Source organism: Rugamonas rubra (assembly GCF_900114705.1).
GTDB lineage: Bacteria > Pseudomonadota > Gammaproteobacteria > Burkholderiales > Burkholderiaceae_D > Rugamonas > Rugamonas rubra.
On sequence record NZ_FOTW01000038.1, the window covers coordinates 1 to 12,819 of the forward strand.

Here is a 12,819-nt window from a genome sequence, read left to right on the forward strand (position 1 = left end):
GCTCCCCCAGCACCTCAGCGATGGAGCGATGTCGATACAGCGCCAGCGCAATAACCAGCCAAACAACTTGCTGGGCCGGCAGACGGCGGCGGCGAATGCTGGCCTTGCCATGTTCGGCCAGTGCGGCTTCAATCATTTCGTAAGGTAAATGCTCGCCGAATCGGTTCCAGTCGAACGGATCAGGCACTTCATTGGCGAACAGTATGGCATCGGATAGCATCATGCCGAGAAGTTAACACAACGAAAACGCGTTTACAACCGCTATCGATTGCTTAAGTCAACGGCATTAGGGTCAGTGCCGACATTCGGACACGGACTCAGCAACAAAAGGCTTCGCTGGCGCGGCTTATGGTTGAGCTTGTGTCCGAATGTCGGCACTGACCCCGGGGTTAAGGGGTTACGCGCCGCCGGCCATCGGCCGAAATGGCGGCCTTTTCCCTCTCTCCTTGCGGCTCCGAACACCGGTTCACTGTTTGATAATGGGTATTCAGAAGTCCCGGTGCGTGCCGGGACGTATCCATAAGCGAGAATTTCCATGCAAGCACAACTGGCCCAGCGCGAAGGCGCCACCCTCACAGTCGCATTTTCGGCCGATCACGCGCCGGAGCAGCCGCTGCTGGAGCAGCCGGCGCCGCTGCCGGGCCGTGCCGCGATGGAGATGAAGGCGATCCAGGAGGGCATCGCCCGCGTCGAGGCCGAGGCCAAGGCGGCCTGCGCCGCCGAGAGCCGCGCCCACGCCGAGAGCCGCGCCCGCGCCTTGGCCGAGGACCGCGCCGCGCTCGACGCCGCCGCCGCCGCCGTCGCGCTGGAGAGCGCCCAGGCCTCGGAGGACGCCATCGTCGCCAACCGCGACCGCCTCGAATCGCTGCGCGCCGCCGCCCAGGCCAGCATGGCCCGGCTGGAGGCGGTCAAGCAGGAGACCGCCGAGCTGCGCGCCCGCACCGAGACCGACACCCAGATCCGCCTGGCCGCCGAACAGCGCTCCCGCCAGGAAGAGGAAAGCCGCAAGCGCGCCAGCGAGCAGATCGCCGTCGAATCCGAACTGGCCGAGCGCGCCGCCCGCGCCGCCGAGGAATTGCAGGTGCATACCGAACAAGCCCGCCTGCAGGCGGTCGAGCGGGTCGCCGCCGTGCAGGCGGCCAAGGACGAGATGGTCGGCATCGCCACGGCCGACGCCCGCGTCGCCACCATGGCGCGCGAACGCGAACGCCACGCCTACGCCGCGCGGCAGACCGCGCAGATGCTCGAGCAGGCCGAGGGCGAGGCGCTGGAGCTGACCATGCAGCGCGAGCGGGCCGACCAGGTCGCCCTCGAGTCGGCCTTCAACCGCGCCGCCGCCGAGGTGCGCGCGCTGGAGGAGGCGCGCGCGCTGGCCCACCTGGAGCAGGAGCGCGAGCAGATCGCCCTGGCCCAGGCCGAGTCCGAGCGCAGCGCGGCGCAGTCGCTGCACCTGCGCCTGCAAACCGAAAAGGAAATCCGCGACACGGCGGTGCAGCGCGAGCGCATGGAGAAGGTGGCCGCCGCCGCCGCCCAGGCGCGGCGCGACGCCGACGCCCGCATCCTCGCCGCCACCGAGGCGCGCATCGAGGTCGACCGCCAACTGCGCGCCGTGGCGCTGGCCCGCGTCGAGGCCGAGCAGGACGCCGAACTGGCCACCCACGCCAAGGTCGAAGCCGAATCGGACGCGCTCGACCAGCTCAAGCTGCGCCAGGCCGCCGACTACGCCGCCGCCGAGGCGGCCCACGCCGACAGCGCCGAGCAGCAGCGCGCCGCCCACCTGGCCGAGGAGCGCGCCGCGCTGGCGCGTGAAGCGGCCGCGCTGGCCGCCAGCCAGAACGAGGCCGAGCAGCGCGCCGTGGCCGTGCTGGCCGAGCAGACCCAGGCCCAGCGCGAGGCCAACGCGCTGGCCGAACACAAGGCCGCCCAGGCCGCCGCCGCGCTGGAGGCCGAGCGCGCCCGCACCGCCGCCGAGCAGCAGGCCCTGGCCGCGCTGAAGGAGAAGCTGGCCGCCGAGCAGACCGCCGCCGCCGCCGCCGCCGCCCGCGTCGTCGCCGAGCAGCAGCAGATCGCCGCGCTGCGCCTGCAGCGCGAGGCCGAGGACAAGCTGCGCGCCGCCAGCGAGCAGGAGGCCGCCGCCACCCGCATGATGGCCGACCAGCTGGCGCTGGAGGGCGAACAGAAGGCCGCCGCCGCGCAGGCGCTGGCGGCGCAGGCCCGCCTGGCCGTCGAGCTGGGCGAGGTGCAGGCCGAGCGCAGCCGCGTCGAGCAGGACAAGGCCGCCGCCGCCGCCGCGCTGCTGCAGGCCGAGCGCGACTTCGTCGAGGCCGAGCGCGCCACGCTGGCACAGATCGACCAGAAGCTGGCGCAGCAACGCGCCGCCACCGCTTCCGAGCAGCGCGCCGCCAAGGCCATCGCCGGCCGCCTGGAGGCCGAGCAGCAGATCGCCGCCGCCGCCGCCGCCCGCGCCGCCGCCGAGCAGGAGCAGGCCAACGCGATGGCGCAGCGCGCCGTCGCCGAACAGGCCGCGCTGCAGGCCGCCGCCGACAAGACGAACGAACAAAAGGCCCTGCTGGAGACGGCCCAGGCGCACGCCGCCATGCAGCGCAAGGTGGCCGACACCACCGCCGCCATGACGGCGGCCAAGCACAAGCTGCTGGCGCTGGAGACGCGCCGCCTGCAGGCCGCGCAAAAGGCGCTGGCCGCGTTGCAGGCCAAGGTCGAGGCCGAGGACAGCGGCTGCACCCAGGCCGAGCAGGGTGCCCAGATCGCGCTGCGCGCGGCGGCCCGCGCCAAGGCCGAGCGCGAGCAGTCGGAAAGCATCACCCGCGAGGTGATCGGCCGGCTGACCCAGGTGGCCGAATCGGCCGGCGCCGTCTGGCGCGCCCGCGCCTGAGTCCGGCCGGGTTCCTCCGTGCCTTTCCATCGCTTGCCGGCGGTGCCGGCAAAACCCCACGGCACAACCTGGGGGCAGACCCAGCGGGTCTGACCCCGGCTCTTCGCCGCAGGGGTTTGCCAGCATCCCCGGCGCCTTGACACCTCCCCCAAAACGACAAAGCCGGCGCGAAGCCGGCTTTGTCGTTTCCATCGCCGGCGTCGGGGCCGGCAACACGGGAGCTAGAAGGTGGTGCCCAGCCCCAGCAGCAGCACGTCGGCGTCGCGGTGGTAGTCGGTGATCACGCGCTGCATCAGCAGCTGGCCGACGACGCGCTTGTTGAAGTGGTAGCGCGTGGCCACCGACAGCAGGCCGGCCAGGTGCGACTGGCGGCCCGGCACGTCGTGCAGGTCGATCACGCCGTACGGCCCGAGGCCCATGCCCAGCTCGATCTTGTCGTTGAGCGAGCGGATCAGCCAGGCCTGGGTGGCCACGCCGGCGCGCCGGGTGCGCGCCGTGGTGCCCTCTTTGAGGCCGGTGACGGTCCAGTCGATGTACTTGCCGACGGCGCGGCGGTACTCCACGCTGTAGGCGCGCGACTGCTCCGAGTTCAGGCTGTTGACGATGGCGCGCCCGCTCAGCAGGGTCACCGTGTCGTCGGTCGAGGCCTCCTCGAGGTGCAGCTTGTTGCCGCGCACCCCGTCGAAGCGGTAGCCGAAGCCGACCAGCAACTGGGTGGTGGCCTCCTTCTCGCGCGGCACCACGCGGTTGACCTGCACCTGGGTGTACCAGCGGTTCTGGTGGTGGTAGGTGGCCTGCAGGCTGTAGATCGGCGCCCAGCCGTGGTCGTTGCTGTAGCCGGTGGCGGTGCGCGCCGTGTCGAAGTAGTAGTCCTGGCCGGCGCCGACGCCGAACGACAGGCCGTCCTGGTTGATCTTCGAGCGCAGCCAAACCTGGCCGGCGGCGCCGTCGCGGTGGTGGTTGGGCGGGTGGCCCTCGTTCAAATAGGTCAGGCTCAGCGCCAGGTAGTCGCCCACCGGGTGGGCGTAGGCGACGGCGACGGCGAAGCTCTTGTCGCCGGTGTCGCTGACGCGCAGCTGGCCGGCCTGCACCGAGACGTCCTGGGCCTGCAGCGCACCCGACAGGGCGAGCAGGGCGGCGCCGACGGGCAGGGCGGCGTTGTTGCTGATGGTGAAACGCATTGCAGGTGCATCCAATCTTGTTATTGTGAAATTTGTACGCGGCTGATGAAGTACTCGGTCTCGCCGAAGCAGGAGCCGGGCACGCCCTTGTGCTGCTCGTAGCTGAGCAGCACGCGCTTGCCGGTGGCGGCCGTCAGCTGGCGCGCCACCTCGTCGTCGCGCACGCTGAACTCGAACTTCTCGGGGATGGCGCCGGGCATCGAGGAGAGCAGGATCTCGCCCTCCCAGGTCTTGCAGATCCAGCCGCGTTTGGAGAATTTTTGCAGGTAGCCGGCCCGCTCGCCCTCGGAATAGGACATGTGCAGGGTGAGCCAGGCGTAGGCGCAGAACAGCAGCAGGGCGGCGGCCAGTAGGGCCAGCAGGGATACGACGAGGCGTTTTGGAATAGTCATGGGATAGGTGGTTGGGGGCCGTGGCCAATGCGCCAATATAGCATTGGATACGGCCCTGGATGGGCCGGCTTGCTACGAATCTCAGCCGTGCAGGCGGCGGTGGCGCACCGACGACCACAGCGAGACGGCGATGAAGGCCACGCCGGACAGGCCGGTGAACCATTCGGGCACGTGGTATTTGACGCTGGCCAGCATGATCAGCGCCAGGATGCCGATGGCGTAGTGGGCGCCGTGCTCGAGGTAGACGAACTCGTCGAGCGTGCCCTTGTGCACCAGGTAGACCGTCAGCGAACGCACGAACATGGCGCCGATGGCCAGGCCGAGCATGATGATGACCACGTCGCTGGTGATGGCGAAGGCGCCGATCACGCCGTCGAAGCTGAACGAGGCGTCGAGCACCTCCAGGTAGAGGAAGCCGCCGATGCTGCCGCGCGCCACGCTGGCGATGACGTTGCCCGGGTTGGGGCCGGCGCCGCCGGCCGTCTCGGCGGCCTGCTCCGGCTCGTCCTCCTCGAGCAGTTCGCCGATCCAGCCGACCGCCAGGTAGACGGCGACGCCGAGCACGCCGGCCGCCAGCACGTTGTATTTCTTCGCCTCCGGCACCAGCGCCACGCAGCCGAACACGGCCACCACGGCCAGCAACACGGCCAGGCTGTCGGTGCCGTGCTGGTTGACCTTGCGCTCGATCCAGCCCAGCCAGTGCAGCTGCTTGCCCTCGTGGAACAGGAAGCTGAGGAAGACCAGCAGCAGGAAGGCGCCGCCGAAGGCCGCCACCTCGGCGTGGGCGTTGGTCAGGTGGGCCGAGTAGATGTCCGGCGTGGTGGTGGCCATGGTCCACACCTCGACCAGGCCGAGGCCGGTGGCGACCGAGACGATCAGCAGCGGGAACAGCAGGCGCATGCCGAACACCGCCACCAGGATGCCGACGGTGAGGAAGAGCTTTTGCCAGAAGGCGTTCCAGTGGCGCAGCACGGAGGCGTTGACGACCGCGTTGTCGAAGGACAGCGAGACCTCCATCACGCCGAGCACGGCGGTGATCCACAGGGCCTGGAGCAGGCCGGTCGTGCCGCCGTGGCTGTAGCCCCACCAGCCGGCCAGCCCCATGAGTATCGCTGTGACGGCGAAGGAAATTCTGAAATGCTGCATGTGCGATCCCTAAAAGTAGATGGTTAAGCGCTAGAAAGGCTCATTTTTGTCATCGCGCCAATTTTATAGTACTTGCTTGGGCTGCAAGGAGGCCTTCTGCGATAATTGCGCCTCGATATTTCGCCGCCGCCCAGCCGGCGGCCGCCCACACCGCAACCCGGACACAAGGACAGACCGATGGACCTCGCCTACCTGCTCACCCCGCTGATCACCTGGATCACCGTCGGACCGATCAAATTCCTCATCAACAGCGCCAAGGCGCGCCAGTGGGCCTTTAATCTGGTCGGCAACGGCGGCTTTCCCAGCAACCACAGCGCGGTGGTCTCCAGCATGGCCACCCTGATCGCCCTGCGCGAGGGCATCTCCCATCCGGCCTTCGGCGTCGCCGTCACGCTCTGCTTCATCGTCGTCATCGACGCCAACAGCCTGCGCCAGCACGTCGGCAAGCAGGCGGCGGCGATCAACCGCCTGGCCAAGGACGGGGCCGGCTACCACTGGCTGCGCGAGCGCATGGGCCACACCGTGGTCGAGATCTGCGGCGGCCTGGCCACCGGCGTCGCCATCGGCCACCTGGTGTTCGCCCTGTTCGCGCGCGGCTGAGACCGCCCCGCACCGTCCCGCACCCTCCCGCCCCATCCGCTGCGGCCTGATGTTGCATTTTTGCAACATCGCCGCCCCCGCCTGCGCCGCCGCGCCCAGCCCGCCGGCCGCGCCGCCCCGCCGCGCCGTTCCGTAGAATTGCATTCTGTCCGCCGATACCGCAACTCAGGCCCGCAAAGCGGCGTTCCGTCGAAGGCGGATTGACGCTGCGGGCGCGCTCGGGGATACTCTGGCGCCTGTAGACTTACCAAATTATTAAAATTCCAATGGCACCGCCGTCCCATACCTCTCGGAGATTTTTATGTTGCGCAAAACCCTGCTAGCCCTCGCCGTCGCCTCAGCCCTGGTCGCCTGCGGCAAGTCCAAGGAGCCGGAGCACGCCGCCGCCTCGGCCAGCGCCGTGGCCGGCAAGGACGGCAAGGACGCCGCCCCGGTGACCCTGGCGATCGCCGCCGAGGACCTGCTGACGGTGCAGAGCAACGCGCTGGCCTCCGGCCCGGTGATCACCGGCTCGGTGCAACCCGAGCGCAAGGCCGATTTGCGCGCCGAGGTTGGCGCCGTGGTGCTGCAGGTGATGAAGGAGAACGGCGAGGCCGTCAAGAAGGGCGACCTGTTGGTGCGCCTGGACGAGACCTCGATCCGCGACGCCCTCAACTCGGCCGAGGAGGCCACCCGCGCCGCCCAGCAGACCATGGAGCAGGCCGAGCGCATGCTGGCGCGGCAGAAGACGCTGCGCGCCTCCGGCATGGCCTCGACCCAGGCGCTGGAGGACGCCGAGCTGCGCCGCAACACCGCGCAAAGCGAGGTGGTGGCGGCCAAGTCGCGCGCCGTGCAGGCGCGCCAGCAACTCAGCCGCACCGGCGTGCGCGCGCCGTTCGACGGCATCGTCAGCGAGCGCAAGGTGTCCAACGGCGACACGGCGCAGATCGGCAAGGAGTTGATCAAGGTGATCGACCCGGCCAGCATGCGCTTCGAGGGCCTGGTGTCGGCCGACAAGATCGGCCTGGTCAAGGTCGGCCAGCCGGTGCGCTTCCGCATCAACGGCTACCCGGGCCAGGACTTCATGGGCAAGGTCAAGCGGGTCGACCCGTCGGCCAACGCCGTCACCCGCCAGGTCGAGGTGCTGGTCGCCTTCGCCGAGCAGGGCCTGCCCAAGGTGGCCGGCCTGTACGCCGAGGGCCGCATCGAGGCCGAGAGCACCGACGCGCTGATGATCCCCGACTCGGCCCTGGTGCAGAGCGGCGACCAGTCCTACACCTGGCGCGTCGACGGCAAGAAGCTGAAGAAGGCCGTGCTGGTCATCGGCGCGCGCGACGCCCGCAGCGGCCAGTGGGAGGTGCGCAGCGGCCTGGCCGCCGGCGACAGCGTGCTGCGGGTGCCCAGCGCCAGCATGAAGGACGGCCAGACCATCGAGATGAGCGCGCGCAAGGTGGTGGCCTCGGCCTCGGCGCCGGCCGCGCCGGCCGCCGCCAACGCCGCACCGAAAGGAAACTGAGCCATGTTCTTATCCGATTTTAGTATCAAGCGGCCCATCGCGACGATCGTGCTGATCGTGGCGATGATGTGCCTGGGTCTGCTGGCGCTGAAGAAGCTGCGGGTCAACCAGAACCCCGACATCGAGGTGCCCTTCATCATCGTCAACGTGCCGTATCCGGGCGCCTCGCCCGACACGGTCGAGCGCGAGGTGGTCAACCGGCTGGAAAAACCGCTGCAGGCGATCTCCGGCGTGACCCGGCTCGACAGCACCGCCAACGAGGGCTCGGCCGAGATCTTCATCGAGTTCGCCTTCAAGAAGAATTTGATCGAGGCCTCCGACGAGATCCGCAACGCCATCGCCTCGGTGCGCTACAAGCTGCCCACCGAGATGCGCGAGCCGATTTTGCAGCGCATCGACCCGGCGGCCCAGCCGGTGATGCAACTGGCCCTGTCGTCGACCGCGCAGAGCCACGCCGCCATCTCGCGGCTGGCCGAGGACAGCCTGGCCGACCGCTTCCGCGCCATCGACGGCGTGGCCACGGTCAACGTCAGCGGCGCGCTCAAGCGCGAGCTGTCGGTGCTGCTGCGCGCCGAGAAGCTGCGCGAGTACAACGTCTCGGTGAGCGAGGTGGTCACCGCGCTGCGCAACCAGAACACCAACGCGCCGGTCGGCAAGGTGCGCGGCGCGATGGACGAGAAGGGCATCCGCCTGGTCGGCCGCATCGAGTCGCCGGCCGAGTTCGAACAGGTGGTGGTCAAGCGGCGCGGCGAGGAGATCGTCCGCCTGGCCCAGGTGGCCAGCATCGCCGACGGCTTCGCCGAGGTCAACAGCGTGAGCATCCGCAGCGGCAAGCCCAACGTCGGCATTTCGGTGAGCCGCTCGCGCGACGCCAGCACCGTCAGCGTCGCCGCCAAGATGCGCGAGCTGGTCAAGGAGATCAACGCCACGCTGCCGCCCGGCACCATCCTGCAGGTCACCCGCGACGGCGGCGACGAGTCGCAGCAGAGCCTCAACAACGTCATCGAGTCGCTGGTGTTCGGCGCCGTGCTGACCATCTTCGTGGTGTACGCCTTCCTCAATTCCTGGCGCTCGACCCTGATCACCGCGCTCAGCCTGCCGACCTCGGTGATCGCCGCCTTCATCGCCGTCTGGCTGTGCGGCTTCACCTTGAACTTCATGACCCTGCTCGGCCTGTCGCTGGCGATCGGCGTGCTGATCGACGACGCCATCGTGGTGCGCGAGAACATCGTGCGGCACATGCAGATGGGCTCGGACCGCCGCACGGCGGCGCTCAACGGCACCGCCGAGATCGGCCTGGCCGTGGCCGCGACGACCTTCTCGATCATCGCCGTGTTCATCCCGGTGGCCTTCATGCCGGGCATCTCGGGCGAATGGTTCCGCCCGTTCGCGCTGACGGTGACCTGCTCGGTGCTGGTCAGCCTGGGCATCTCGTTTACGCTCGACCCGATGTTGTCGGCCTACTGGGGCGACCCGGCCGACCACCACACGGCCAAGAAGGGCTGGCTGGGTAGCAAGCTGGACCGCTTCAACGCCTGGTTCGACCGCCAGTCCGACCGCTACGGCCGGGTCATCGCCTGGGCGCTGCACCACCGCCGCTGGATGGGCGTGATCGCGCTGGCCAGCTTCGTCGCCGCGCTGGCGGTGCAGGCCAAGTGGGGCGGCACCAGCTTCCTGCCGGCGGCCGACCGCAGCACCATCGCCGTCGACGTGCGCACGCCGCCGTCGAGCAGCGTCGAGTACGCCCGCCTGAAGATGGAACGCGTCGCCGAGCTGGCCCGCGCCATCCCCGAGACCAAGGACACCAACTCGAACATCAGCGCCGGCGGCGGCCGGGTCTACCTCGACATCGGCAAGCGCAACACGCGCCAGCGCACCGCCTTCGAGATCGGCGCCGAGCTGCGCGAGAAGCTCAGCCACCTGGTCGGCGCCGAGTATTCGGTGGTCGACGACCTGGGCAACCAGGGCAAGCAGATCCAGATCGAATTCACCGGCCCCGACTCGCGCAAGCTGATGGAGCTGACCAACGCCTACATGGCCAAGCTGCGCCAGGTGCCCGGTGCGGTCGACGTCGGCCTGTCGCAGCAGGACCCGAAGAACGAGCTGCAGATCGAACTCAACCGTGGCCTGGCCAACTCGATGGGCATCTCCGTCAACGACGCCGCGCAGGCGCTGCGGGTGGCCTTCGCCGGCGTCGAGGTGGGCGACTGGGTCGACCCGACCGGCGAGTCGCGCGATGTCGCCGTGCGGCTGCACCCGGACGACCGGGTCAGCGCCGAGAACATCGAGCGCCTGCCGATCGCCGTCAGCGGCAGCAACCAGATGGTGCCGCTCGACCAGATCGCCACCATCACCATGGGCAAGGGTCCGTCGACCATCGAGCACAAGAACGGCAAGCGGGTGGTCACCGTGTCGGCCAACGCCCAGGGCCGCTCGCCCGGCGAGGTCACCGGCGACGCCATGAAGCTGGCCAAGGCGATCGACTTCCCGCCCGGCTACGGCCTCGACCTGGGCGGCGACGGCAAGAACCAGAACGAGCTGTTTACCGAGATGGCGCTGGCGCTGGTGATGGGCATCGGCCTGATGTACCTGATCCTGGTGATGCAGTTCGGCTCATTCACGGCGCCGGTGGCGGTGATGTTGTCGCTGCCGTTGTCGCTGATCGGCGTGGTGCTGGCGCTGCTGCTCACCAAGAGCACCTTGAACCTGATGAGCTTCATCGGCATCATCATGCTGATGGGCCTGGTGGCGAAGAACGCCATCCTGCTGCTCGACGCGGCGCGCAAGCGCGAGGCCGAGGGCTACGGTCGCGAGGACGCGCTGATGTACGCCGGCCGCATGCGCCTGCGTCCCATCCTGATGACCACCTTCGCGCTGATCGCCGGCATGTTCCCGGTCGCGCTGGGGCTGGGCGAGGGCGGCGAGTTCTACCGTCCGCTGGCCATCGCCATCATCGGCGGCACCATCACCTCGACCATCCTGACCCTGCTGGTGGTGCCGACCTTCTACGACAGCATCGAGATCGCGCGCGACCGCGCGCTGGCCAAGTTCCAGCGCCGCAGCGAGCGCTGGCACGTGCTGCCGGCCTTCTTCGTCACCTTGGGCGAGGCGGTGCTGGCGCTGCTGCTGGTGCGCCTGGTCTACCGCCTGCTCAAGTGGGTGGTGTTGAAGCTGACCGGCCGTGGCGGCAAGGACCTGCCGCCCGGCGCCGTGTTCGGCAGCAAGTGAACGCGCCGGACTGACGACGGCGCGGCGCGCCGCCGTCGACCCAAACAGGCCCGCCTAGCGTACTAGTCGGGCCTGTTCTTTTTCACCCCAAGCCGGCGACGCGCAAGCCGGGGAGTCAGACCCCTTTGCGGCAAGGGGGGGGGATTGGGGCGGCGCCGGGCTTGCATGACGCTAGCCCGGCGCCGCCGCGCGCCGGCCAAGGGGGGGGGCAGGCCCGCGCACGGCCCGGTGGGGTGTTTTTGCACAGAATTTTCTATTTCCGACTAGCATGATATTTAGTGGCCGCCCTCTACAATCTTAGTTTATAAATGTAGTAAGCTGCTGGCCATCCAGCGCCGCTCATGGCTTCCGCCAGCCTGCGTCGCGACACTGGAACCAGACCACCTGGCACACATAAGCCAATCCTATAAAGTGAGACTAAATTGAAACAAAAGTACCTGCCCCTGCTCGTCGCCGCCGCGCTGAGCGCCATGTCCGCCAGCGCGTTGGCCTCCGGTTACCGCTTCGGTTCGCAGAGCGTCACCGCGCAGGGCGTGGCCGACGCCAACGCCGCCGAAGCCAACGACGCCTCGACCATCTTCTACAACCCGGCCGGCCTGTCGCGTCTGGACGGCATGCAGATCAACGGCGGCCTGACCGTGGTGGTGCCGCACTCGACCTACAACGACACCGGCTCGACCCGCTTCACCAAGACCCCGGCCGGCGGCACCGGCACCAAGGACTACGCGCCGGAGTCGGTGGTGGCGCCGTCGTTCTACCTGAGCAAGAAACTGAACGAGCAGTGGAGCGTGGGCATGGGCATGTTCGTGCCCTACGGCGCCAAGTTGAACTACGGCAGCACCTGGACCGGCCGCTACGCGCTCAACAACATCAAGCTGGAGGCGATCGCGCTGAACCCGTCGGCCTCGTTCAAACTGAACGAGCACCACGCCTTCGGCTTCGGCGTCACCGCCGAGCACATGAAGGCCGAACTGGGCCAGGCCGTCGACGTGCAGGGCTCGGTGATGGCGCTGGCCGGCTCGGCCACCGGCAAGCATCTGGCGCAGCAGATCGCCGCGCTGGGCGGCAACCCCGCCGTGCTGGCCCAGCCGATCAAGGACGGCCGCGCCGAGAACAACGGCAAGGACTGGGGCTACGGCTTCAACCTGGGCTATATGTTCACGCTGGACCAGGCGACCCGCTTCGGCATCGCCTACCGTTCGTCGATCGTGCACAAGCTGAAGGGCGACACCACCTGGGACTTCAGCGGCATCACCTCCGACGCGATCACCAACACCGTGCTGGCCAAGGCCTCGCGCAAGGTCAACTCGGCCGCGCTGGTGCAACTGCGCACGCCGGAAACCCTGTCGGTCAACGCCTTCCACCAGTTCGACGCGAAATGGGCCGGCATGGCCGACGTCACCTGGACCCGCACCGCGCGCATGGGCGAGCTGCACATCGAGTTCCCCGGCACCGGCGAGGGTGATGAGGTGATCCGCCAGAACTGGAAGAACACCGTGCGCGTCTCGCTGGGCGGCACCTACAAGTACAACGAGGCGCTGACCCTGCGCAGCGGCGTGGCCTACGACCAGGCGCCGGTGGCCAGCGACGAGCTGCGCCATCCAGCGCTGCCGGACAGCGACCGCGTGCAACTGTCGTTCGGCGCCAGCTACAAGCTGAACAACAATTCCACCATCGACCTGGCCTACAGCTACCTGAACTTCAAGGACGCGCGCACCAACTACACCAACAATTGCAGCCCGCTGGGCACCACCTGCACCGGCAACGGCGAGACCACCCGTGGCCTCTACCAGACCCACCTGCAACTGCTGGGCGTCGCCTACAACTACAAGTTCTGATCGGCTAGTTCGATCCGATCCGCACAAGGGCCTTCGGGCCCTTTTT

Annotated in this window: 9 protein-coding genes; 5 read left to right on the forward strand and 4 right to left on the reverse strand. The window is 68.6% G+C overall.

The window, feature by feature from the left end:
- Nucleotides 1–220: transposase domain-containing protein (locus BM252_RS27665; RefSeq protein WP_174900706.1), on the reverse strand; the 220-nt coding region annotated here is incomplete at its 3' end.
- A 315-nt stretch (nucleotides 221–535) separates the two neighbouring features.
- Here BM252_RS27665 and BM252_RS27670 point away from each other — a divergent pair.
- Entirely contained in the window at nucleotides 536–2,893 is a 2,358-nt protein-coding gene (locus tag BM252_RS27670; RefSeq protein WP_093390896.1) for a coiled-coil domain-containing protein, read from the forward strand.
- A gap of 221 nt (nucleotides 2,894–3,114) precedes the next feature.
- Here the strand turns inward: BM252_RS27670 and BM252_RS27675 are convergent, their stop codons facing one another.
- The 3 genes from BM252_RS27675 to BM252_RS27685 form a co-directional block, all read right to left on the reverse strand.
- The gene (locus BM252_RS27675) at nucleotides 3,115–4,074 is read right to left on the reverse strand and encodes a hypothetical protein (protein WP_245774486.1); all 960 of its coding nucleotides are present in this window, start codon (nucleotides 4,072–4,074) and stop codon (nucleotides 3,115–3,117) included.
- A gap of 20 nt (nucleotides 4,075–4,094) precedes the next feature.
- Nucleotides 4,095–4,466 (reverse strand): hypothetical protein, encoded by a 372-nt coding sequence (locus BM252_RS27680; RefSeq protein ID WP_093390897.1) that lies wholly within the window; start codon nucleotides 4,464–4,466, stop codon nucleotides 4,095–4,097.
- Between the two features lie 81 nt (nucleotides 4,467–4,547).
- Nucleotides 4,548–5,612 carry a DUF475 domain-containing protein gene (locus tag BM252_RS27685; RefSeq protein WP_093390898.1) on the reverse strand — a complete coding sequence of 355 codons (1,065 nt, stop codon included), beginning with the start codon at nucleotides 5,610–5,612 and terminating at the stop codon, nucleotides 4,548–4,550.
- Nucleotides 5,613–5,789: 177 nt separating this feature from the next.
- On the opposite strand from BM252_RS27685, the gene BM252_RS27690 reads away from it, so the two are divergent.
- The 4 genes from BM252_RS27690 to BM252_RS27705 all read left to right on the forward strand — a co-directional run bounded on the left by BM252_RS27690 (nucleotide 5,790) and on the right by BM252_RS27705 (nucleotide 12,773).
- Nucleotides 5,790–6,212 carry a divergent PAP2 family protein gene (locus BM252_RS27690; protein ID WP_093390900.1) on the forward strand — a complete coding sequence of 141 codons (423 nt, stop codon included), beginning with the start codon at nucleotides 5,790–5,792 and terminating at the stop codon, nucleotides 6,210–6,212.
- 301 nt (nucleotides 6,213–6,513) lie between these two features.
- Complete coding sequence (locus BM252_RS27695) at nucleotides 6,514–7,707, forward strand: efflux RND transporter periplasmic adaptor subunit (protein WP_093390901.1); 1,194 nt, start codon at nucleotides 6,514–6,516, stop codon at nucleotides 7,705–7,707.
- A gap of 3 nt (nucleotides 7,708–7,710) precedes the next feature.
- Nucleotides 7,711–10,935, forward strand: coding sequence for an efflux RND transporter permease subunit (locus BM252_RS27700; protein ID WP_093390903.1), 3,225 nt, complete (start codon nucleotides 7,711–7,713; stop codon nucleotides 10,933–10,935).
- 422 nt (nucleotides 10,936–11,357) lie between these two features.
- Nucleotides 11,358–12,773, forward strand: a complete 1,416-nt coding sequence (locus tag BM252_RS27705) for an OmpP1/FadL family transporter (protein WP_093390904.1) — start codon at nucleotides 11,358–11,360, stop codon at nucleotides 12,771–12,773.
- Nucleotides 12,774–12,819: the final 46 nt, after the last annotated feature.